Source organism: Stenotrophomonas sp. 93052_Sma, from assembly GCF_056481145.1.
The window spans coordinates 2,262,730-2,286,600 of the sequence record NZ_CM151134.1 but is presented as its reverse complement, the minus strand read 5'-3'; the positions used below and the strand labels follow the sequence as shown (position 1 = coordinate 2,286,600).

The following is a 23,871-nucleotide window of genomic DNA, read 5'->3' as shown; positions in this document are numbered from 1 at the left end:
TGGGCACTGACGATCCACCTCATCAATCGGCGGCATTGAATTGATGGGCTTTACGCATCGATTCTTAGGAATAATCGCAAAATTCCAACAAGTTCGATGCTCGACGCGACAGCGGCGCCAGAATGATCGCCACGCCCTGCGGGCGCCGATCACCTCCCTGCGCATGAATGGATATCCTGCACCGCGCCGACTGCGGCTGGCACTCCTCGACGATCACGAAATCGTCCGCCGCGGCACCGCCCTGCACCTGTCCCACGACGTCCGCTTCAGCATTGTCGCCAGCCACACCCGCAGCGATGAGCTCATCGGCAGCCTGCGCCAGTTGGCAGTGGATGTCGCCATCATCGATCTCACCCTGGCGCCTGGCGACCGCAGCAGTGATGAGCTGGTTCCGCTGCTGCGCGAGTGCTTCCCACATATTCCCCTGCTCGCCTTCGCCACGCTGACGCCATCCACCCGCATCGACCACCTGCTGGCGACCGGCATCTCCGGCGTAGTCAGCAAGTCCGAGCCCTTGGAGATGCTGTCTGATGCCATCGTGCGCATCTCGCAGGGGCTGTGCCGCCTCCCTGCCGATTGCCTGTTCCCGGCGTGCCGCGAGGAACTCAGCCGCAATGAACGCGAAGTGCTGGACATGCTCCTGGCCGGCCTGACTGTCTCGGAGATCGCGCTGCGCCGCCACCGCAGCGTCAAGACGGTCAGTACCCAAAAGGTCGCGGCCCTGCGCAAGCTCGGGTTGCGCAATGACGTGGAGATCTATGCACTGCGGCAGCAGCTGGAGCTCCAGTGATGGGGCGCGTTCGCCTCCGTCTGCGCACGTCGTGCACGTTGTTGCTCGCCCTGATCCTGCTGCCGGCTGCATCGGCCGAGGATGCACAGTTGCGGAGATGGTCCGCCGGCCGCGAAGTGCGGGTTGCCACCGCGCCATCATTGCGACCGCTCCCCCCAACGCTGGCGGATTCAAGCGCACTGCCCACCCTCGCCCATGGCTATGCCAGGCTTGTGGCTCGGCATTCCGGCCTGCGCTTCCGCGATCTCAACTACCCCAGCACGAGCGCAGCGGTCGCTGCCGTCTGCCGGGACGAGGCCGACCTGGTGCTGGTCATGGGCAGCCCCTCGCATCACCCGCTTCCCTGTCCCGACCTGAGGGCCTCCGGCGCTTTCCATGGCGGCAAGACGGTATTGGCTGTGCGTAAAGGCGAGCACCCGCCCCGTGACATTACCGGCGTGAGGGCGCAGCTGCTGGCCGTGGTTGACGGCGGCCCCTATGCCGACTGGCTGACGATCCACCACCCCCGGATCCACCTCCTGCATCTCCCCGACCGCCATGCGGCCCTGGCCGCTGTTGAAAGCGGCAACGCGGATGCTGCGATCGGCCTGGAAGCAACGCTGCACTCGATGATCCGGCAGCACTTCACGGGAAACCTGCAATTGCACCCGTTCGACAGCGGATTCTCCACCGATCTGCACCTGCTTGTCCGCCGGGAGGACCAGCAGCTGCTGGCGCGCATCGATCAGGCGCTGCGCGCCATCACCCTCGAAGAGCACGCAGGCCTGCTGGAGTTGTGGGCGCAGCAGATGCTGCCCACATCCATCGAGAGCGCACTGGATCGGGTGCGTTCCCCGCTCCTGCTCTGGCTGCTGTGTCTGGCCGCGGCACTCATCGGCCTGCCCGTGCTCTGGCAGGCGTTACGCTGGCGAATCGGCCGCGCGGAACAACGCCTCGGGCGCGCGGCGGGAATGATCAGCCATGAAGTGCGCAATTCCGCGCAGACAGTACTGGCTTCGATCGACCTGCTGAGCCAGTCACACCTGCCCAAGGGGCAGCGTGAACTGCTCGCGGCTGCCCTTGCCGCCGGCCACTCGCTGCGCAGGCTGCTCGATCGCTCGCTGGCGTTCTCGCGCCTTGCCAGCGGCAGCTTCAGGCCGCATCCCACGCCCTGCGACGTCGGCCAACTCTGTGCCCGTGCACTGGAAGCAATCCGGCCGGAGGCACTGCGGAGAGGGCTGTCACTCCAGTTGGATCGCGCGCCCGATCCAGCGCCAGTGGTTGTGCTCGATGCTGATGGACTGCGTCAGATTGTCGACAACCTGCTGGGCAATGCATTGAAATTCACCGATGTCGGCGGTATCGAGGTGCGCCTGCAACTACAACCCGCCCTGTCTCCCCGGGAGCTGTTGCTGGATGTGATCGACAGCGGCATCGGCATCGCACCCGCTCAACTGGCGCTTCTGTTCCGACCATTCCAGCAGAACGAGGATGGCCAGAGACGTGGCGGCAGCGGACTGGGCCTGACGATTGCGCACGAACTGGCCGTTGCCATGGGCGGCAACCTGACCGCACACAGCGTGCATGGGCGCGGCAGCCGTTTCACCCTGCGATTGCCGGTCCGCGCCGTTCACGGCGATCAGCCGCCCATCGAGCCGCTGCAGCAGACGCCACTGACCGGCATCGACCTGCTCCTTGTCGAAGATCATGCACTCAGCCGGCATGTCGTCGCAGAGCAACTGCGTCGGCTGGGCGCCGACGTACGCGCGGTTGCCGATGCCGACGCCGCATTGGCCGAGCATGCGCTACGACCGCGCGGCACGGTAGTACTGGATATCGGGCTTCGCGGCTCGGATGGCTATGCACTGGCGCAGCAGCTGCGCGCGCAGGCACAGGCACCTCTGCGAGTGATTGCCCTGTCCGCCCGCATGGGGCGCCGGCACGCGGCACGCTGCCGAAGGGCCGGCTTCGACGCCATCCTGGTCAAGCCGCTGCAGGTTGCGAGCCTGCTGCAGGCGCTGGACCTGCCGCCCTCGGCGCACGGCACCGCGCCCGATGACACCCCTGGCGCCGAGCCGGATTACGCTGCGGACATTGCCCATGAGCTGGCCAGGATTGAACAGGCCGTGCAGGACGCCGATACCTCGACACTGCGCCATCATGCACATCGGCTGCAGGGAACGCTGCAGATGTGCCGGGCAACGGATCAGGCCGGCACAGCGGCCGACCTGTGGGAACTGGGGCATGAGGCCGCGCCTGACTGGGTCGAGGCGCGGCGACTGCTGCGGGGATTGCAGCAGTGGCACGGCTCCCGCAAGGCGGAAGCCGCACCATCGGCCTGATCAGGCCGCCAGGCGCTCGACCTGGCGACGGGTCAGGTCATTGAAGCGACCCAGCGACATCAGGTGCTGGTGGATCAGCGCCAGCCAGCCGCTGCGGTGCCACTCGACCACGGTCGCTTCCGGCAGCGCTACGAACTTCTCGACGTCCACCACCAGGAAGCCGTTGAGATTGAACTCGCGGCCATCCGGAGTGCGGACGGTGGCGTTGCGCTCGACCAGCAGGCCGTTGTCGATCAGGGCCTTGGAGAAGGCCTGGGTCTGTTCGTGCTCGCGGGTGTACTGGCCGCAGAACTCCAACGCCTGCTGCACCATGTCGGTGGCCTTGCCATCGACGAACAGCGGCTGGCCTTCGTCACCACCCTTGACCACGCGCGCTCTCTTCGTCGATGCCCAGCAGGAAGTCGTTGTCTGCACCGGTGTCGATGAAGATGAAGGGGTGGCGACGCAGGTAGGCCGGGATATAGGCCTCGTCTTCCCACAGGCCGTCCTTGATGAACAGGTTCTGGTCGGACACGCCCACGGCTGCCATCGGCACGGCGGTCGGGCCGGCGAACAGGATCGGGAAGTGGTGCAGGGCCAGCGAGAACTCGCCCAGCACCAGCGGAATGGCGTTGTTGCCGGCGGCAAACTCGAGCCTGCCCGGCAGGATGCGCAGATCGGCATGCACATCGGCCTGCAGCGGCACCGGACGGGTGTAGAACAGGGGGGCGCTGCTCGGCGCCGCTTCGGTGGTGGTGTCGCTGGTGGTCGTCATCTTGGGAACCGTTCGATCATGCGCGCCTGCCATCCCGGGCGCGCCAGCGGGAACAACCTGAATCCCGCATTATCAACAAGCTCGATGACAACGGCCACCCCACCGACGGCCTATTTCAACTGCAGGGGGTAGCGCTGCCAGAGGACGTGGACCAGGAACCCGGCCAGCTCGGTGTCGCGCGCTCACCGCAGCGCGGATCTTGTCCAGCAGCACCATGTCCGAGCAGGAGCGCACATCGGCGTGGTTGGCCTGCCCGGCCCGGCGCGCGCGGTAGCGCGCTGCGCGCTGCGCGTCACTCATTGCGTACCCGAACTTGGGCGGACGACCGCGCTTTCGCGGCAGGGTCAGCTCCAGGGTTCCGGGGTCTTTGTCATCACGCATGAGAGGGGTGCGGGCGGCGGCGAGCAACGGGGGGTGCGCAATTTATCGTGAGGCATCACTTTAATCCAGCTTTTTCTGCAGTTTTGTTGCGATGCAGTGCATTATCCCGGTGTCGATGCGAATTCATCCACGCATGGCGTGGATCTACTGCAGGGCCTGCAACCCGATCACCCGGTAGATCCACGCCATGCGTGGATGGGCATTCCCGACGACAAAAAAGGGGAGCCCGCTCACGGGCTCCCCTCGCCTTTGCTTACGCAGCGCGTACCGGCTCGTAACCATGCAGGTGCGCCTCACTGCTGGCCCGCCCCTGGCTGAGAGACCGCAGCGACGTGGTGTAACCCACCAGCTGCGCCAGTGGCGCAAAGCCGCTGACCTCGGCGCGACCGTCCTGGTCCTCGATGCGGGCAATGCGACCATGGCGACGGTTGAGATCGCCCACCACATCACCCACCGACGCCGACGGCGAATGCACCGTCACCGCCATCACCGGCTCCAGCAGTTGCGTGCCACCTTCGGCCAGTGCCGCCTTGACCGCTTCGGCACCGGCACGGTGGAACGCCATCTCCGACGAGTCCTTGGCATGGGTCTGGCCATCGACAAGACTGACCTCGATACCGACCACCGGATGGCCCTGCGGACCTTCCGACAGCGCGGCACGCACGCCCTTCTCCACCGCCGCGATGAAGCTACGCGGCACCACGCCACCGACGATGCGGTCGTTGAACACGACCTGGTCGTCCTCGCGCGGCGACACATCCAGCACCACGTGCGCGAACTGGCCCTGGCCACCGGTCTGCTTGACCAGCCGCCCCACCACGCCGGTCATCGCTCGCAGCGGTGTCTCCTGGTAGGCCACGCGCGGCGAACCTACGCCCACCTCGACCTTCCACTCGCTGCGCAGGCGCTCGACCATCACCTCCAGGTGCAGCTCGCCCATGCCCCAGACCAGGGTCTCCGCCGTGTCGCGATCGGTTTCGACGCGGAACGAGGGATCTTCCTGGGCCAGGCTGGCCAGGCCCTGCGCCATCCGGATCAGGTCGGCCGCACGCGCCGGCTCCAGCCGCCAGGCCAGCACCGGCGCCTGTGCCTGGATGTTCTCCAGGCGTAGCGGCTGCGCACGGCCGCTCAGCGTTTCACCGCTGACCGCATCCTTCCAGCCCAGCACCGCCACGATATCGCCGGCCACGGCCTGTTCGATGTCGTGGGTCTGGTCGGCCTGCACCCGCACCAGGCGACTGACACGTCGACCCTGCGGATGCTGCGAACTGGCCACGGCATCACCGACCTTCAAGGTGCCCGAGTACAGCCGCACGAAGCTCAATGCGCCGTGCTGCTGGTGAGTGATCTTGAACAGCAGGCCCGCCAGCGGACCGTCTGGATCCGGCGACAGCACCACCTCGCCGCTCTCGCTTTCAGCGGTGACTGCAGGCCGATCCAGCGGCGACGGCAGGTAATCGACCACCGCATCCAGCAGCGTCTCGATGCCCTTGTCCTTGAAGGCCGCACCGGCCAGTACCGGCACGCCCGCACCGGCCAGCGTCGCCCGTCGGATCGCCGCGCGCAGCTGTTCGGCATCGATCGCGCGACCTTCCAGCCAGGCATCGGCCAGAAGTTCGTCGTGGTCGGCCACGGCCTCGACCAGTGCGTCGCGCTGCGGCTGCCACACGGTGCGCGCGGCGGCGTCCCACGGGGTCACCGTGGTTACGGCACCATCCTGCCAGTGCAGCACACGCTCATCGACCAGGTCGACCCAGCCGTTGAAGTCGCTTTCGCTGCCCAGTGGCACACCGAGCGCCCACGGCCGCGCCTGCAGCTTGTCCTGCAGCTGCTCCAGCACGCGCTCGAACGATGCGCCGACGCGATCCATCTTGTTGACGAACGCGATCAGCGGCACGCGATGGCGACGCGCCTGGCGCCACACCGTCTCTGACTGCGGCTGCACGCCATCCACCGCCGAGAACACGGCCACGGCGCCGTCGAGCACGCGCAGCGAACGCTCGACTTCAATGGCGAAGTCGATGTGGCCGGGAGTGTCGATCAGGGTCAGCCGATGCGGCGGCAGGTCGCGCGGCGCCCACTGCGCCTGTACGGCGGCGGCGCCGATGGTGATGCCACGTTCGCGCTCGATCGCCGAGAAATCGGTGGTCGCATTGCCGTCGTGCACTTCGCCGACGCGATGGATTTCGCCGCTTTTCCATAGCAGGCGTTCGGTCAGCGTGGTCTTGCCGGCGTCGATGTGGGCAATGATGCCGAGGTTGCGACGGCGGGAAAGGACTTGGGTGTTCATGAGAAAGGTTCCTGCAAAGCCAACTTCGGGGGCCGCGCACCCCGGTTGGCGACAGGGTGCGCGGCTAGCGTTCGGTCTCGGCGATCTGGTGCATGGCACGTTCTCCTTGCGGTACACCGGGTTACGGGGAATGGAACTGCGGAAACAAAAAGAGCGCCCCGGAGGGCGCTCTGTCGAAGGTCCAGCGATGGCCGTCTCAACGGCTTCGTGGGGCTCCAGGCAGACACGCCCGTTCCGCGCTTGCGCGGGTCAGGGTGAAAAACGTCAGGAGCGGCATCCGGTTCATGGGGCGCATTCTAGGCCTGCCAATCTGGCGCGCAAGTGAATATTGCGCACATAAATGGAACGATGAAGCCGACAGCGATCGGGGTCCGGCCCCTTGGCCACGGGCAAAGGGCTCTGACCCCAGCTGACCTCACTTGCACTTGTGCAGCTTGCGCGCCTCACCCACCGTCGCAGCCTGGTCGTCCCCCATCGAGATCCAGCCCTTCAACGACATCGCCGGATCCACATGTGGCAGCCGCGGCCCCTCATGGACAACCACCTCGGTCCAGCTGCCCACCGGCGCCAACTCGGACAGACGCGCCGCCTGATCGTCTTCAGTGCTGAACATATCGTCCGGGCGCGCCGGGGGCGTCGTGTTCACGATCTCGGTCTTGCGGGAATGCACGCGCACCGCGCCATCCGGCATGCGCTGGGTGGTCACATCGAAGCGCTCCACCCCATAGGCCCATGGACTCTCCCCCGCGCTGCGGGTCTCGCTGCCATCAGCCGCCACCTCCAGGGATTCGCCCGATGCGGCACCAACGGCAGCGATTGCTCCAAGACTGGACATCATGGCCTGGTAAGCAAACATCTGACGCTGCTCTGCGGTCAACATCATTGGCTTGCCCTCGGGAAACCTCAGATACACCGCACCCTCGCACAACGTCAGCACCTGCTGACCGTCCCAGCTGAAATGCATTTCGTCACTGGCGTAGTACCTGGTGCTCATCGACGACACCGCAGCGCCCTCGCCGGAGGAATGGCGGCTCTCGATCAGCGAAGCCTGCTCGGTCGCATCCATCAGGGAAATGGAGGTTGCCGGTGCAGCACTCACCACGCCGGCAACCGCAGTCATTGCAGCAAAGAGTGCGCCGCGCGGGAAGAAACAGATCAACACATCAGTCCATTGAAGAAAACGAACTGCAAATGATACGTGGCCGCGCAGAACGACTGGACGCTCAGGTCACAACCACCAGCGGCACCCCACGCCTTGGATGCTCCAACACCACCACGTCCTGCTGGTAGACCCGCTGCAGGTTGTCTTCGGTGAGCACTTGCAACGGCGTGCCATCGGCCGCCACCCTGCCCTGCTCCAGCAGCACGATGCGGTCGGCATAGCCGGCAGCCAGATTGAGGTCGTGCAGCACCACGATCACGCACGCACCGGCCTCGGCACAGGCGCGCACACTGCGCAGCGTGCGTTCCTGGTGGCGCAGATCCAGCGCTGCAGTCGGCTCATCCAGCAGCAGCAGCGGCGTGTCCTGCGCCAGCACGCGCGCGAACGTGGTCCGGGCCGATTCACCGCCCGAGAGCTGCTGCACCTCGCGCAGGCGCAGCGCCTGCAGTTCAGCGGCATCGATTGCCGCTTCCACCTGGGCGTCGTCCACGGCTGGATCCGGCGGATGCGGCAGCCGCCCCATCGCCACCACTTCTTCCACGCTGAAGGCGAAGCGCACGCCGTGCTCCTGTGGCATCACCGCACGCTCGCGCGCCAGTGGCCCGGCCTTGTAACCGGCCAACGGCTTGCCGAGCAGACTTACTTCGCCTGCGTCGGCACGCAGGTCACCGGCAGCCACCGCCAACAGCGTGGATTTGCCCGCGCCATTCGGGCCCACCAGCGCGGTCACCGTCCCCGGCTCAAATGCGAGCGAGATGCCATGCAGGATCTCGCGCTGCTGGCGGCGCACCACGACCTCGTGCAGCTTCAACAGCACGCTCATGGTGCGGCCTTGCGGCGCTGCTGCAGCACCAGCCAGAGGAAGAACGGTGCGCCCAGCGCGGCCGAGAACAAGCCCAGCGGAATCTCCGCGGGTGGATCAAGCGTGCGTGCGGCGGTGTCGGCCACCACGATCAGCAGCGCACCGAGCAGGCCGGACAACGGCAGCAGCCAGCGATGCCCGGGGCCGACCAGCAGGCGCGCCACGTGCGGCACCACCAGGCCAACGAAGCTGATCGAGCCGGCAAAGGCCACCGCCGCGCCCACCAGCAGCGCACTGAACGCCACCAGACGACGCCGCGTGCGGGTCACATCCAGCCCGAGGTGCTGTGCCTGGCGTTCGCCCAGCGCCAGCATGTCCAGCGGCGTAGCCAGTCGCTGCAGCGCGAACACACCAATGGCGAACAGCGGCACCACCGCCACCACGTCGGCCCAGTTGGCGCGCCAGCGAGCCCATCTGCCAGAACACCAGCGACTGCAGTTCGCTTTCACTGGCGATGTAGGTCAGGAAGCCGATCAACGCCGAGCAGAATGCAGCCATCGCGATACCGACCAGCAGCAGCGTGGCGTTACCCGTCCCCTTGCCCGGCCGTGCCAATGCGTAGGTCAGGCCGATGGCCAGTGCGCCGCCAGCGAACGCTGCCACCGGCACCAGCCAGCCGGCCGCACCGGCCGCGCCGAGCACGATGGCGGCAACTGCGCCCAGTGCCGCGCCCTGGCTGACGCCGACGATGCCGGGGTCGGCCAGCGGATTGCCGAACAGGCCCTGCAGACTGGCGCCGGCCATCGCCAGCGACGCACCGACCATCGCGCCCAGCAGGGCACGCGGAATGCGCAGCTGCCAGACCACGGCCAGGTCACGACTGCTGACCGCCTGCGGATCAAGCAGGCCCAGCTTCACTGCCAGCGCCTGCATCACCTCCAGCGGCGGCAACCGCAACGGACCCACGGCGAACGACGCCAGCACTGCCCCCAGCAGTGCCAGCAACGCCACCAGCAACATCGTCCGTCCGCGACGGCGGCGCCGATCCGCCGGACTCATGCCTTCGGCAACGCCGCCAGGGCCTTGGCCAGCGCCAGCGCGCCAGCACCGGAGCCCACGCTGGTGTACTTCAGCTGCACATCCGGCATCACCCAGACCCGATTGGCCTGCCCGGCCGGGGTCTGCTTCAGCGTCGGGTACGCCTTCCACAGGCCTTCAGCACCGCCGAACAGCTGCAGGTCATGCTCGGTCACCAGGATCACCTCCGGCGCCGCCGCGACCACGCCCTCATTGCTCAGCTGCGAGTAGTTCTTCACTCCCGCTTCGGTACCGATGTTGATGCCGCCCGCCAGGGCGATCAGCTGCGCCGACGCACTGTCGGCACCGGCAACGGTCGGTGAGCCACCGGCGCCGGTGGCCGAGACGTGGATCACTCGTGGCGCATGGCCCAACCCCTTGCCAATCGCTGCAGCCTCGTCGAGCTGACGCTGCACCTGCGTGGCAAGTGCCTGCCCTGCTTCGGCCAGCCCTAGTGCGGCGGCGACCTTGCGCACCTTGTCCGGCGCAGGCTGCAGGTCATCGATGACCACCGCCGGTTCACCCACCTCACGCAGCTTCTTCGCCAGTTCGGTGTGGCGGCGCAGGCTGTTGCCGAGGAACAGCGAGCCCTGCAGGCTCAGCACGCCCTCCACGCCCGTGGTGCGGTTGAACAGGAACTGGTGCGGGGCAGCCAGGCCGGCCTGCGTGGTGGTGTTGGTCGGCGCGGCAAATACCTGCTTGCCCAGACCCAGCGCCTCGATCACCGCGATCACGTCGTCACCACCGGCAATGACGCGGCTGGTATCGGCCACCTCGATGTCGGCGCCGTCATCGGAATGCACCTTGGCCGGCAGCACGGCCTTCTGATCGCGCACGGCCGGCATGTCGGTGCCGGCCACGCGCTGCCAGCCAGCCGGCAACGCGGCTTCGCCAGCCGCGGTCGCGGCGGCAGGCTCAGCCAGCTTGCCAGTGTCCGAGGGCGTCGATGAAGCGCCACAGGCAGCCAGTGCCAGCGAGACAGCCAATGGAAGCGCACACAGGCGCAGACGGGACGCGATGTTCATGCTCGTTCTCCTTGCTGGCGGGGCGACGCGCACGCCGCCCCGCCGTGTGACTTACTGCTTCGGGGTGATGCGGGTGATGCGGTCACCCTTCGGGTCTTCGGCGCCACGCGACTTGTTCACCGCGAACACGTTGCCCTTGCCGTCGGCGCGGACATGGTTCGGCAGCGTGCCGCCATCGAGGTTGGCGACCACCTTGCCGTCACCATTCACCACGGTGACCGTGCCAGCGCCACGGTTGCTGACATAGGCCAGGCCGGAGGCATCATCGAATGCGACGTTCAGCGCACCGGCGCCGACCGGCACGTCATGCAGCACCTTGCCGGCCGCCACGTCGACGATCAGCAGGTTGTCGGTGCCCTGCGAGGCTACGTAAAGGCGGTTGCGTGCCGCGTCGAAGGCCACGCCCGAGGCACTGATCGAGTTGCCCAGGTCGATGACCTTCTCGACCTTGCCGCTGGCCACATCGATCACCGCCGCTTCCGGCGTGCCGATGCTGACGGTGAACAGCTTGCCGGCCTTCTCGTCCAGCACCAGGCTCATCGGGGTGAACTTGCCGTCATCCACGCCGGATTCCAGCGTCACTGCCGGCAGCTCCTTGAAGGTCTTGGCATCGAACACCGACAGGTGGTCTTCACCCGTGGCCGAGGCGAACACCTTGCCGTGGGTGCCATCGACCACCACGTCGCGCGCGTGCGGCACGGTGTCGACCGGGAACTGGTGGACCAGCGACAGGTCCTTCTGGCGGTAGACCGCGATCGAGTTCTGGCGGGTATTGGTCACCCAGACGTTGCCATTGGTGTCATCCACGCCCACACCGTAGACCGCATAGACCGCGCCATTGGTACCGCCCGGCACCTGCGCCGGGGTGATCGCCTTGGTCACCTTCAGCGACTTCGGGTCTAGCTTCAGCAGCTGCGACTGGGTCACCGGCGGACGGCCCACGGCCGAGGTCACGAACACCGCGTTGCTGGCGGCGCTGTAGGCGGACTGGTACAGGCCCGGCACCAGCTTGTTGGACTGGGTGGCGAACTGCGCCTGGCCGGACAGCGGCAACTGCGGCGAGACGCGCAGCTTCAGCACGGTGGCTGCAGCCGGCTGGCTGGCGCGCACCACCACCGGGTGGGTACCCGGCACGGCGTCGGCCGGAATGCTCAGCTGGGTCTTGAAGTTGCCATCGGCATCGACCACCAGCGGCTGCGTGTTGAGCACGCTGTCGCCACGCAGCAGGCTGACTTTCTGGCCCGGCACGAAACCGCGACCGACCACGTCGGCAGTGCTGCCGGGAACCACGTTCTCACCGCGCGAGACGACCTCGCCCTTGAAGGTGGCGTTGGCCGGCTGATCGAACACCGGCTGTGCGGTGGCGGTCACGGCCAGCAACAGGCCAGCGGCGAGAGAGGTGAGACGGAAAGACGGACGGAACGACATGGAAGGCTCCTTGCACACGTAGGCCGCGCCACGTGACGCGGGATTCATCGGTTGCCTGGGCCGCTGCACGCCGGCAGCCTCGCCTGGGTAGTGGGGTCGCACGGCATGGCGCGCGAAGGCATTCATTCGGCGGCGCTGTCCCCGCCATTGGGCGCGCCGTCACCGGCGCTGCGGTCGGTCACGCCGTACAGTTCATGTAACGCGGCATGGAACGACGCAGGCAGCATCGGGCCGTGGCCGAGGCCGGGGAACTCGCGGTACTGCACGTGCATGCCCGGCACCTTGGCCAACCGCTCGGACAGCTGCATCGCCGCATCCGGGGTGGCGCCACCGATGCGGCGCAGGTGCGCGACCACGCGCGGATTGTTCATGTCGCGCTTGCCGCGATCACCGACACGCTCGGCACCGCCCAGCATCAGCCAGAGCTTTGCCGGCTGGCCATGCACGTTCTGCACGAACTGCTGTTCCGGATCACCCAGCGCCGCGCCCTGGCTCCACCACAGCGACGGGCTGGCCGCCAGATAGGACTGGAAGGCGGCGGGACGCGTGTACAGCGCGTTGAGCACGAACAACCCGCCCAGCGAGTGACCCCACAGCGCTTGTTGCTCCGTATCGATGCGTGCGCGACGCTCGACCTCCGGCTTGATGCGGCGTTCGATCACGTCGAGGAAAGCGGCGGCACCACCGCCGACGGCCTGGGTTGTGCCGCTCTCGTCGTCGGCACGGTCGATCCACGCGGTGTAGTCGCGGGTGCGCGCCTTCGAATCGATGCGCAGGTCGTTGTCGTAGCCGATCAGCACCAGTACCGGTGGCGCCTTGCGTGCCGCCAGCTCGGCCAGCAACGGCTGATCCAGCACCATCGCCACCGCATTGCCATCCAGCGCGTACAACACCGGCAGCGGCACCTTGCCGGCCTTGGCCGGGATCGCCACATTCACCCGCCAGCGGCGTTGCTGGTCAGGGCTGTCCACCACGAACTGCTCGAAGCGATAACTGACCGCCGGCTCGTCGAGCACGGTGTGGCCGATCTTCTGCAGCGGATTGCGCTGCTGGGCATGGGCGTACGGGGTGGCCAGGAGCAGACCCATCATCAAGGCGACCAGGCCGCGGGTCAGTGGACCACGGCGCGAAAGCGGGACGAAATGCTTCATCAGCGGCGGCAGAAGCGGCTCACGGCCGCCGGTTCACAAGGGACCGCAGTCTACCTTAAACGCGAATGATTATCACATCGATCGAACGTCACGCTGTGTATCACGCGCGCATGCCGGGTTGCGCAAGGGGCGGCAATTCCCCTATTTTGCCGGCCATCGGGGCATTGGATCGCCCCGCTTCCAGCGCAGCCGTGGATGGCGGGCACTTGCCGCCATCCGGGTCGCGTTCATCTGCACACAACCGCCATGGGATTGGATCCCATGATTGTGAGAACCCTTGAAGCACACCGCACTGATCGCCCTGTCCCTCGGCCTGCTCGCCCCGCTGGCCGCCCACGCCGCGCAGGATCTGCCGTCGCTCTACCAGGCCTTTGAAGAGGCCGGCAATTCGACGCTGAGCATGGACCAACTCAACCAGACGGTGACGTTCACCGCCGTGGCACTGGGCGTTTCCAGCAACCTGGCGGGCGAGCCGCTGATCGAAGCGGGCGATGACCAGGGCAATGTCCTGGCTCGGCTGACCAGCGATGATGAGCAGCAGGCCGCCAAACTGGGCGCACTGGAAGAAGGCGCCGTCTTCACCGCAAGCTGCACGCTGCAGTTCAGCTCCGGCACGGACTACCTGTCCTTCGGCGATTGCACCCTGAAATAACGACGAAGCCGGCGAAACGCCGGCTTCTTCTCTTTGCCTCTATAGAGTCGAGCCATGCTCGACTCATGCAAGATCACGGCCCCGAAGGCACCGGACCGTAAACATTCTCCTGCGGCGTGCCCGGCAGCAGCGAGAAGATCATGATCACGATCCCACCGCCCGGCACCAGCGCCAGCAGGAACAGCCAGCCCGACTGATTGCAGTCATGCAGGCGGCGCACGGTCACGGCAATCAGCGGCACGATCGTGGCCAGCCACATCACGCCCAGCAGCACCACCATGCCGATCAGGATGCCGGCCAGTGCATCGGGACTGTTGCGCAGGAGGATCGCCAGCACACCGGCCAGCAGCATCACCGCGGTTGCGACCAGGAACAGGAACAGCTGGTACATCCAGTACTCGCGCCGGTTGGCGCGGCCCTCGAACTGGGCGTAGCGCTTCAACGACAGAATCATTTCCTGCACGGCATCGATCCTTGAAAGAGAAGCCGCGCAGTGTGTCAAATGCACGCGCGCTGGACAATGTTGCGACGAACCACGCCCGGCAGCAATTGCCCCCTGTAGAGTCGAGCCATGCTCGACTGCTGTTCCAGAAGGCACCCGCAGTCCGTCAAAGAGCGAAGTCGAGCATGGCTCGACGCTACATTAGCCGGCTCAGCGGCCCTTCACGGCCCGCGCCGCCTCGCGCTCGGCGCGCAGCCGATCCAGCTTTTCCTTCAGCTTGATTTCCAGGCCGCGCGGCACCGGGTTGTAGTACACGCGCTCGCCCATCGCATCCGGGAAACCGGTCTGGTCCAGTGCGATACCGCCTTCGGCATCATGGTCATACTGGTACTCGGCACCGTAGCCCAACTCCTTCATCAGCTTGGTCGGCGCATTACGCAGGTGCAGAGGTACTTCTTCGGTACCGCTCTCGCGCACATCGGCCTTGGCCTGGTTGAAGGCCGCATAGCCTGCATTCGACTTGGCGGTGCTGGCCAGGTACAGCACCAGCTGAGCAAAGGCGAGCTCGCCTTCCGGGCTGCCCAGCCGCTCGTAGATGTCCCAGGCCTCCAGTGCCATGCTCTGCGCGCGGATCGGCCAGGCCGATGTCTTCGATGGCCATGCGGGTCAGTCGGCGCGCCAGGTAGGACGGATCGCAGCCGCCATCGAGCATGCGGGTCAGCCAGTACAGCGCGGCATCCGGGTTGGAACTGCGTACCGACTTGTGCAACGCCGAGATCTGGTCGTAGAACTGCTCGCCGCCCTTGTCGAAGCGACGGGTGCGATCGGCCAGCACCTGGGTCAGGGTCTGCGGGGTGATGCGACCACCCTCCCCGCCCGCCAGCTCGGCAGCGATCTCCAGCAGGGTCAGCGCACGACGCACATCACCATCGGCGGCGGTGGCGATTTCCAGCAGCAGCTCGGGGGCGACCTCGATGCCCTCCTCGCCCAGGCCGCGTTCGCGATCACCCAGCGCACGTTCCAGCGCCTCGACGATATCCGTGGGCGAAACGCCCTCCAGCACATGCACGCGGCAACGCGACAGCAGTGCGGAGTTTAATTCGAACGACGGATTCTCGGTCGTGGCACCGACGAACAGGATGGTGCCGCGCTCGATATGCGGCAGGAACGCATCCTGCTGCGCCTTGTTGAAGCGGTGTACCTCATCCACGAACAGCACGGTGCGGCGGCCTTCGGCGAAGCGTTGCGCGGCCTCGGCCAGCACCTGGCGCACCTCCGGCAGGCCGGACAGCACGGCAGAGATGGCGCGGAATTCCGCATCGGCGTACTCGGCCAGCAGCAGCGCCAGCGTGGTCTTGCCGCAGCCCGGCGGCCCCCACAGGATCATCGAATGCACGCGACCGGATTCGACCGCGCGGCGCAGCGCACTGTCCGGCGCCAGCAGGCGCTTCTGCCCGACCATTTCGTCCAGGGTGCGGGGGCGCATGCGCTCGGCCAGCGGGCGCATGTGTTCCCGATCGACGCTCAGCAGATCGGGTCCGGGGAATGAAGTGGAGCGATGTCTTGGCACCCGGTCATTGTACCGCGCCGCCCAACGGTAGCGCCGGGCCGTGCCCGGCGGGCGGGACGCGATGTCTGGTAGTGCCGGCCGTGGCCGGCAGATCAACAGCGTGTCAACCAAGGTTGACACCCACCAAGGCGGTGCCGGTTGAAACCCACCAGAGCAGAAAGCGTCGGGCCATGCCGGCGATCAGGCCGCACGGGTGGTAGTGCCGGCCGCTGGCCGGCAGCCCCTCAATGTGTCGGAAATGAGCCGAATCCGCCGCAGCCAATCCACCGGTAAGCCACTGATTAACATAGAGCGCTCTTTCCCGGGGTCCGTGCGTCCTCATCAGTAACCGAGAATTTGGAGCTCAACCCTTCAGGACCCAAGCGTGCGAGATCCCGAATCCAATGTCCTTGAGTTCATTGCTGGCTGCGCGGTCGATGCGGACATCTACTATCTGGCTGCCGCCCTAGGCCCTGGGCATGAATACTACGACCCGGATCCCGGCCCACCCACCCGCATGTTCGTCTTTGGCCGCACCCCCAAAGAGGAGTGGTTCTACCATGACCTGCAGGACTTCCAGGTCATGTCCACAGAGTTTGTCCCAGAGGAAGAAGGCGGTCGCCGCCGTCGTGTGCTTGCCCTGGATTTCTATGGGCAGCTGGAAGATTACTCCCGTGCTGGGGCAACGATCGAGTACGTCCCAGCTGAAGGCGCCGACTTTCCCGGAGGTCTTACCCGTTTGCGACTGCTGGGCGACGTCCTTTTCTGCGCGGGCACAAGAGGACAGATCCATCATCGGGGCGACGGCGGATGGCGGCAGCTTCCAACCCAATTCGCGACTGCCTTCTGCGAGGAGGACGAAGACGAGTCGGATCTGGATGACTTCGTCAGTTGGCTCGAAGATTTCGGCCACCTGCTCGAACTGGGCGATGCTCCCGCACTTCCTCGAGATCCGATGGAACGCGACGCAGAGCTTCGCCGGAGATTCGCCGATTGGCGAGCCCACATTACCCATGTCCGGGAGGATGAAGGATTCAACCAGCTACTCGCTGAGTTCCGCGTGGGCAGCGTGAACGACCTCTGCGGAACGGGCTTTGCTGACCTCTACGCAATCGGCTCCCAAGGCCTGATTGCGCACTGGGATGGCTCGAGCTGGACCGTGCCCGAACAAGTCACTACTGCGGAGCTGCTTCATGCTTGCAGGACCGACCAGGGCCGCCTCGTCCTTGTAGGAATGCACGGCACCATCGTTACGGGCGACATCTCCACTGGATTCGAGTGCCTCCAACACGAGGTCGGCGAAGGCATCAACTTCAACTCTGCATGCCAGTACAAGCAACAGGTTTACATCGGCTCGGAGAATGGCGGCCTCTACGTCTACGGTCTAGAAACCGGCGTAGTTGAACCGTTGCTGGAAGGCATCCCCGAAGAACTGAGAGATGCAACGATTGTTGATATCAGTTCCGTCGCTAGCGTGCTTTGGGTGCTGACGCCCTGGGACCTGATTCGATTTGATGGCACCGCGTGGCAGGTGATCGTTCATCCGGACAACGGATGAGCTGGCCGAACGCGTGCCAACCAAGGTTGGCACCCACCAAGGTGGTGCCGGTTGACATCCACCCGAGCAGGTAGGGCCAGGCCATGCCCGGCGGATCAGGCCGCACGGCTGGTAGTGCCGGCCGCTGGCCGGCAGAACAAAAGCGTGTCAACCAAGGTTGACACCCACCAAAGCGCCTCCGCCCAGAGATCAGTTACCGATGACGTCGGTGCCCTTCGGCGGGGTGAAGCTGAAGGTGCCGGCAGCAAAGCCCGGGTTGCGCTTCCAGCCACTGAAGCTGATCACGGTGCGCTGGCCGACGGCGTCGGTGATTTCCATCTTGGCCAGGCCCTGGGCATTGAAGCCCAGCGCGGCGTACTGGAAGCTGGCTTCGGTCTCGCGCTTCGGCGACAGCGACAGCCACTGCAGGCCGTCGCGCTGCGCGGCCTCTTCGCTGACGTCGTACTGCTGTTCCAGCAGCGCCGGGTTGATCAGCGCGGTGAGCGGGCTGTTCTGCTCTTCCTTGCCCTGCTCGCGCACGGTGGCCTGCTCCAGGTCCGGCTCGTACATCCAGACCTTCCTGCCGTCGGCCACGATCAGCTGCTCGTGCGGACGCACGTATTCCCAGCGGAACAGGCGCGGCGCCGACAGGGCCACGCGGCCGCTGGTCGATTCCTTCACCTTGCCGCCGCTATCGAACACCTGCTGGCTGAACTGGCCATCCAGGCCCTTCAGGCCACTGGTGAAGGTCTTCAGGTCATCGCGGGCGCCAGCCCAGGCGCTGCCGGCGGCGGCGCAGGCCACGGCCAGGGTGGTGGTGGCAAGGAAACGGCGGAAGCGGAAGTTCATGCGGGAATCCTGTGGGCGCGGGCGCCAGCAAAGGTGGTTGCCAGTGTGCCCGGGGAAAGATGAATGGGCGATCAGGGCGACATTATGCCGCCCTGAACGTCCATCGGCGATTCAGCCACCGGATCCCGGCAGCTTGCCGTACAGCACCTGGCCGCGGAAGCCACGCCGCACTTCGCGATACAGCGCGCGGAACGCCGGATAGTCCTGCGGCTGGCACAACGCCTCTGGCCCACGCACTGCATTCTGCTGCAAGCGGTGGTGCACGATCACCTCCTGCCCCTCGCGACTCCAGTCCACCCGGTACTCGCCGGCTGCATTGGCGAAACGCTGGCTGGCCGGGATGGCGATGATCGGCGCATTGGCCGGGAACTGCAGGCGATAGGTTTCCTCGCGCAGGCTGGCATTGCAGTAGAACGGCGTTTCGTTGGCCGGCGCCGAGGCAGTGGCGTACAGCCCACGCACCGACTCGCCACCCGGCGGGTCCGGCACGGCCATGCCGCCGGCCACGCTGAAGTCGGCGTAGTCCTCGGCCTGGAACGCCATGCGGTAGCCGAACGGCCGGGTCAGGTCGACCGGCACGCCCTGGATCTGCAGCTGCCCTCGCCCATCGAAACCGGAGGCGGCCATGATCTGCTCTTCAGCGCGCACGGTTCTGCGCGTTGAGCTGGGAGAACTGGGCACGCATGCCGATCTCGGCGTTCTCGCCCAGCTTCGGAATGGTCTCACCACGCAGGTTGCCGTTGGCGTCGAAGGTGAAACGCACTTCCATCGAGGTGGCGTTACGCTCCGGGGTGTTGGCCGGGGTGCGCGCCAGCGTGGCGTCACGGGTACGCATCACCGGTGCACCCAGGTCACCCTCTGGCAGCTGACCGAAGGCGCCCACGCGGTGGTCGAATCCAGGTACAGATCAAACTCGGGAATGTAGGTGATGGCGTGGTTGAAGCGGCCCAGCACCGGGATCTTCGGCAGCGTCGGGCCACCGCCGGCACCGATCAGCACCGGCGAGCTGGCGATGCCCTTGGCCGCCAGCAGCGCCTCAAGGATCGTCACATGGTCCTTGCAGTCACCGTAGTGGTTGTCGAGGATGCTCTGCGCACTATTGGGCTCCAGGCCACCATTGCCCAGGTACACCGCCACGTAGCGGATGTTCTGCGCCACCCAGCGGTACAACGCATCGGCCTGCTCGCGACGGTCGCTGATGCCAGCGGTGATCTCATCGGCCAGCGCCTGCAGTTCCGGCGTGACCTGCGCGGCCGGGCCGGCCTTGAGCTGGTAGGCGTGACCCATCTGCGACCAGTCACGATAGGTGCTGGCCATGATGTTCGGGCCGAACTCCCAGCCCGCCGCCGACCAGTTCTGCGCCGGCATGGCTTCGCGACGCTGGTAGCGCCAGCGCCACTGTGCCTGTCCGTTCTTCACCGTCGGGCGATCACTACCCTGCACGCCGCGGCTGTCGACGAACATCGGCAGGTTGGCCGGCGCACTCAGGGTGACCTCGGCGTCCTCGTACTCGGTGAAGACATTGAAGGTTTCCCACAGGCCGAAGTAGCCGGGGAAGTACGGCGTGGCCTGGGTGCGGCGCACCTGGTAGAACAGGCGCGTGCCCGGGGCCAGGTTCGGGAACACGATCACCCGCACCTTGCGGTCGGCATACATCGCCGCCGAGGCGCTGGAATAGCTTTCCTGGGTGTAGATGCGGTCGGCCGGCACGTCGCGGCGCTGGCCGTCGGCGGTGATAGTGTAGGCGCCGAGTACTTCCAGCGTCTCCATCTTCTCGCTGTAGCTCAGCCGCACCTGGCTGAACTGCTCGACCGAGGCCTTGGTCTTGAGCAGGACTTCGTAGGTTTCGGTCTGCACATTGCCCGCATCCGGCCGCACCTGGTAGTCGGCGCGGTAACGGACAATGCTGAAATTATTGCTGGCTTCGGTATCGCCGCTGGTGGAAGGCGGCGCCGTGGCGGGCGCGGAGGTGGCGGTGTCTGCCAGTGCCGGGCCGGCAGCCAGGAAGGCTGCCAGCGCCAGTGCCAGCGCGCTTGGTACGGGGTGAAGCATGCGTCGGTTCCTTGGACGTCGTGGGGGATACGTCGGGTCTTACTTCGGCGGCGGCGGTGCCAGCACCGTGCGGTCGCCGTTGTGCTCGGGCGGGCTGACCACGCCGGCCGCTTCCATGGCCTCGATCAGTCGCGCTGCACGGTTGTAGCCGATCTTCAGCCGGCGCTGCACGCCGGAAATCGATGCACGGCGGGTCTCGGTGACCACCCGCAGCGCTTCGTCATACAACGGGTCGGACTCGTCGCCGGACGAACTGTTCTCGGGCAGGCCGGTGGCGCCGACGACCACGCCGTCGCCCATCGTCTGCACTTCGTCCAGCACGCCGTCGACATAGTCGGCAGGTCCCATCGCCTTGAGGTGCTCGACCACGCGATGCACTTCATCGTCGGACACGAACGCACCATGCACGCGCTCGGGCAGCGCGGTGCCCGGCGGCAGGTACAGCATGTCGCCGTGGCCCAGCAGTGTTTCCGCGCCGGACTGGTCGAGGATGGTGCGCGAGTCGATCTTGGAGCTGACCTGGAAGGCGATACGGGTCGGGATGTTGGCCTTGATCAGGCCGGTGATCACGTCCACCGACGGGCGCTGCGTGGCCAGGATCAGGTGGATGCCGGCCGCACGCGCCTTCTGCGCCAGGCGCGCGATCAGCTCTTCCACCTTCTTGCCGACGATCATCATCATGTCGGCGAATTCGTCGATGAAGATGACGATGAACGGCAGCGTTTCCAGCGGACGCGGTGCCTCGCCCAGTTCCGGGTTCGGCTTGAACAGCGGATCCATCAGCGGCTGTCCTGCGTCCTGGGCTTCCTTCACCTTCTTGTTGAAGCCAGCCAGGTTGCGCACGCCCACTGCGCTCATCAGCTTGTAGCGGCGCTCCATCTCGGCCACGCACCAGCGCAGGCCGTTGGCGGCCTCCTTCATGTCGGTGACCACAGGTGCCAGCAGGTGCGGGATGCCCTGGTAGACGCTCAGTTCGAGCATCTTCGGGTCGATCATCAGCATCCGCAGGTCTTTCGGCGAGGCCTTGAACAACAGGCTCAGCACCATCGCGTTGACCGCCACCGACTTGCCCGAACCGGTGGTACCGGCCACCAGCAGATGCGGCATGCGTGCCAGGTCGGCCACGGTCGGGCGACCGGCGATGTCCTTGCCCAGCGCCAGGGTCAGCACACTGGCCGACTTGTCATATTCCTTCGAGCGCAGCAGCTCGGACAGGAAGATCATCTCGCGGGTGACGTTGGGGATTTCCAGGCCGATCACCGACTTGCCCGGAATGACGTCGACCACGCGCACCGACTTCACCGACAAGCCGCGCGCGATGTCCTTGTCCAGCGAACTGATCTGGCTGACCTTGATACCCGGTGCCGGCTCGATCTCGAAGCGGGTGATGACCGGGCCGGGATTGGCGCCGACCACCTGCGCATCGATGCGGAAGTCCTTCAGCTTGAACTCGATCTGCCGCGACAGGGTCTCCAGCGTCTCTTCGTCGTAGCCCTTCGGCTGCGGCTTGGGATCATCCAGCAGCGCCAGCGGCGGCAGGTCCGAGCCATCACCGTTGACGCCGCGGAACATCGGAATCTGGGTATCGCGCTTGGCCCGATCGCTCTTCTCGATCACCGGCTCCGGACGCGGCTCGATCTTCACCGGCTCGCGCTTGGCGCGCACCTCGGCGTCGGCCTTGCGCACTTCCTGGCGCTCCTCGCGCATCACCCGGGTCTGCTTCCACTCGGTGACTTCTTCCTTCTTGCGTTCCAGCAACGGCGCCAGCGACATCACGCCGCGGCCGATCTTCTCCATCACCGTGAACCAGGACAGCCCGGTCGCGAGCGTGATCGAGGCCAGCAGCAGCACCAGCACGAACAGGTTGGCGCCCAGCGCGCCGAAGCCCACCGTGAGCGAATTGCCCACCAGCTTGCCGAGGATGCCGCCGGCGCTGGAGACGTCGCCACTGAACAGGCGCACGTGCAGGAAGCCGGTGCCGGCGATAAGAAAACCGACCAGGCCGACCAGGCGCAGCGCAGGATCCAGGTCGTTCTCGCCCTTGCTCTCGCGCTTGAGGCCGAACATGGCGATCCACGCCAGCGCGCCGAGCACCACCGGCAGCAGGAAGGCGATGTAGCCGAACAGCTGCAGCAGAACGTCGGCGATCCAGGCCCCGGCGCGGCCACCCAGGTTGTGCACCGGCGCGACCACGCTGCCGGTATGCGACCAGCCCGGATCAGTCGCTGAATAGGTGAAAAGACTGGCCGCCAGGTACAGCAGGGCCGGCGCGATGGCGATCAGGCCCAGATCGCGCCAGAGACGCTGGCGGCGTGGATTGTCGGTCGTCGCCGCCGCGGCCGTGCGACGTGACGCCTTGCTGTCGTCGGACTTGGAGCGTTCGGGGACCTGCTTCGCCACCTTAGACCATACCTTTGGAATGCGCTGTTAGTGATTGATAATAAATGAGACGGCGTCAGTTTTCAGTTATGCGACGTCCGGCAGGCCAATCCGGGGGCCGAAACCACTGCTGGATGACGGCGTTCCGTTCATCGGCTTGAATCGCCCTGCCCCAGCCGCCACTCTATGACCAGCCAAGGATGCTGCGCAAACATCGCCAGCGCCTTGTCCCATCTACCTTTTCGCGAGTTTACATGAGCACCAGCCTGCCCTCCCGCCACCAGCGCCTCGTCATCCTCGGTTCCGGCCCGGCCGGTTGGACCGCCGCCGTCTACGCCGCCCGCGCCAACCTGAAGCCGGTCGTCATCACCGGCCTGCAGCAGGGCGGCCAGCTGATGACCACCACCGAGGTGGACAACTGGCCGGGTGACGCCCACGGCCTGATGGGCCCGGACCTGATGGCGCGCATGCAGGCCCATGCCGAGCGCTTCGAGACCGAGGTCATTTTCGACCACATCCACACCGCCGACCTGTCGCAGCGTCCGTTCAAGCTGATCGGCGACAGCCACGAGTACACCTGCGATGCGCTGATCATCGCCACCGGCGCCACCGCCAAGTACCTGGGCATCCCGACCGAAGACGAGTTCAAGGGCCGCGGTGTGTCCGCCTGCGCCACCTGTGACGGCTTCTTCTACCGCGACCAGGACGTGGTCGTGGTCGGTGGCGGCAACACCGCCGTGGAAGAGGCCCTGTACCTGTCCAACATCGCCCGCAAGGTCTACCTGGTCCACCGCCGCGACACACTGAAGGCGGAAAAGATCATGCAGGACAAGCTGTTCAAGAAGGTGGCCGAAGGCAAGATCGAGACCGTCTGGCACCACCAGGTGGAAGAAGTGCTGGGCAATGATGCCGGCGTGACCGGCGTGCGCGTGAAGTCCACGCTGGACGGCAGCACCCGCGACATCGACGCCCACGGCTTCTTCGTGGCCATCGGCCACCACCCGAACACCACCCTGTTCGACGGCCAGCTGGCAATGAACAACGGCTACCTGGAAATCCGCTCGGGCCTGGGCGGCAATGCCACCCAGACCTCGGTGGAAGGCGTGTTCGCCGCCGGCGACGTGGCCGACCAGCACTACCGCCAGGCGATCACCTCGGCCGGTTTCGGCTGCATGGCCGCACTGGACGCCGAGCGCTACCTGGACGCGCAGGGCAAGGCCAGCTGAGAGG

The 23,871-nt window shown here is 66.2% G+C and carries 14 protein-coding genes and 5 pseudogenes; 5 read left to right on the top strand and 14 right to left on the bottom strand.

What is annotated here, in order from left to right; all coding sequences use genetic code 11:
• The first annotated feature begins 43 nt into the window (after positions 1–43).
• Both ACZK2V_RS10730 and ACZK2V_RS10725 read left to right on the top strand, forming a co-directional pair.
• Positions 44–790 (top strand): LuxR C-terminal-related transcriptional regulator, encoded by a 747-nt coding sequence (locus ACZK2V_RS10730; RefSeq protein ID WP_486323260.1) that lies wholly within the window; start codon positions 44–46, stop codon positions 788–790.
• Positions 790–3,111, top strand: coding sequence for an ATP-binding protein (locus ACZK2V_RS10725; protein WP_486323259.1), 2,322 nt, complete (start codon positions 790–792; stop codon positions 3,109–3,111). Before ACZK2V_RS10730 ends, ACZK2V_RS10725 begins: the two co-directional genes overlap by 1 nt.
• Here the strand turns inward: ACZK2V_RS10725 and ACZK2V_RS10720 are convergent.
• The 9 genes and pseudogenes from ACZK2V_RS10720 to ACZK2V_RS10680 all read right to left on the bottom strand — a co-directional run bounded on the left by ACZK2V_RS10720 (position 3,112) and on the right by ACZK2V_RS10680 (position 13,181).
• Positions 3,112–3,865: pseudogene (locus ACZK2V_RS10720) on the bottom strand (SapC family protein).
• A gap of 110 nt (positions 3,866–3,975) precedes the next feature.
• Positions 3,976–4,246, bottom strand: a pseudogene (locus ACZK2V_RS10715) (hypothetical protein).
• 253 nt (positions 4,247–4,499) lie between these two features.
• Positions 4,500–6,536 (bottom strand): elongation factor G, encoded by a 2,037-nt coding sequence (fusA, locus tag ACZK2V_RS10710; RefSeq protein WP_486323258.1) that lies wholly within the window; start codon positions 6,534–6,536, stop codon positions 4,500–4,502.
• A gap of 415 nt (positions 6,537–6,951) precedes the next feature.
• Entirely contained in the window at positions 6,952–7,656 is a 705-nt protein-coding gene (locus ACZK2V_RS10705; RefSeq protein WP_486323320.1) for a hypothetical protein, read from the bottom strand.
• A gap of 103 nt (positions 7,657–7,759) precedes the next feature.
• On the bottom strand, positions 7,760–8,521 hold the full coding sequence (locus tag ACZK2V_RS10700; RefSeq protein WP_006366865.1) for a heme ABC transporter ATP-binding protein: 762 nt from the start codon (positions 8,519–8,521) through the stop codon (positions 7,760–7,762).
• Positions 8,518–9,520, bottom strand: a pseudogene (locus ACZK2V_RS10695) (FecCD family ABC transporter permease). Before ACZK2V_RS10695 ends, ACZK2V_RS10700 begins: the two are co-directional and overlap by 4 nt.
• A gap of 35 nt (positions 9,521–9,555) precedes the next feature.
• Positions 9,556–10,602 (bottom strand): heme/hemin ABC transporter substrate-binding protein, encoded by a 1,047-nt coding sequence (locus ACZK2V_RS10690; protein WP_486323257.1) that lies wholly within the window; start codon positions 10,600–10,602, stop codon positions 9,556–9,558.
• Between the two features lie 51 nt (positions 10,603–10,653).
• On the bottom strand, positions 10,654–12,030 hold the full coding sequence (locus ACZK2V_RS10685) for a YncE family protein (protein WP_107431867.1): 1,377 nt from the start codon (positions 12,028–12,030) through the stop codon (positions 10,654–10,656).
• 122 nt (positions 12,031–12,152) lie between these two features.
• Positions 12,153–13,181: an alpha/beta hydrolase gene (locus ACZK2V_RS10680; RefSeq protein ID WP_486323256.1), complete on the bottom strand. Its 1,029-nt coding sequence runs from the start codon at positions 13,179–13,181 to the stop codon at positions 12,153–12,155.
• 277 nt (positions 13,182–13,458) lie between these two features.
• Between ACZK2V_RS10680 and ACZK2V_RS10675 the strand changes: the two genes are divergently transcribed.
• On the top strand, positions 13,459–13,833 hold the full coding sequence (locus tag ACZK2V_RS10675) for a hypothetical protein (protein WP_107431869.1): 375 nt from the start codon (positions 13,459–13,461) through the stop codon (positions 13,831–13,833).
• A 73-nt stretch (positions 13,834–13,906) separates the two neighbouring features.
• On the opposite strand, the gene ACZK2V_RS10670 is transcribed toward ACZK2V_RS10675, so the two are convergent.
• Entirely contained in the window at positions 13,907–14,296 is a 390-nt protein-coding gene (locus tag ACZK2V_RS10670) for a DUF805 domain-containing protein (RefSeq protein WP_486323255.1), read from the bottom strand.
• Positions 14,297–14,485: 189 nt separating this feature from the next.
• A pseudogene (locus tag ACZK2V_RS10665) lies at positions 14,486–15,782 on the bottom strand (replication-associated recombination protein A).
• Positions 15,783–16,209: 427 nt separating this feature from the next.
• Between ACZK2V_RS10665 and ACZK2V_RS10660 the strand changes: the two are divergent.
• On the top strand, positions 16,210–17,382 hold the full coding sequence (locus ACZK2V_RS10660) for a hypothetical protein (RefSeq protein WP_486323254.1): 1,173 nt from the start codon (positions 16,210–16,212) through the stop codon (positions 17,380–17,382).
• 189 nt (positions 17,383–17,571) lie between these two features.
• On the opposite strand, the gene lolA is transcribed toward ACZK2V_RS10660, so the two are convergent.
• From lolA to ACZK2V_RS10645, 3 genes and pseudogenes are all read right to left on the bottom strand, one after another.
• On the bottom strand, positions 17,572–18,210 hold the full coding sequence (lolA, locus tag ACZK2V_RS10655) for an outer membrane lipoprotein periplasmic chaperone LolA (RefSeq protein WP_486323253.1): 639 nt from the start codon (positions 18,208–18,210) through the stop codon (positions 17,572–17,574).
• Positions 18,211–18,321: 111 nt separating this feature from the next.
• Positions 18,322–20,262 (bottom strand): annotated as a pseudogene (locus tag ACZK2V_RS10650) (DUF3857 domain-containing protein).
• A 39-nt stretch (positions 20,263–20,301) separates the two neighbouring features.
• On the bottom strand, positions 20,302–22,662 hold the full coding sequence (locus ACZK2V_RS10645; RefSeq protein WP_005413288.1) for a DNA translocase FtsK: 2,361 nt from the start codon (positions 22,660–22,662) through the stop codon (positions 20,302–20,304).
• A 233-nt stretch (positions 22,663–22,895) separates the two neighbouring features.
• On the opposite strand from ACZK2V_RS10645, the gene trxB reads away from it, so the two are divergent.
• Positions 22,896–23,867 carry a thioredoxin-disulfide reductase gene (gene trxB / locus ACZK2V_RS10640; RefSeq protein WP_005409600.1) on the top strand — a complete coding sequence of 324 codons (972 nt, stop codon included), beginning with the start codon at positions 22,896–22,898 and terminating at the stop codon, positions 23,865–23,867.
• Positions 23,868–23,871: the final 4 nt, after the last annotated feature.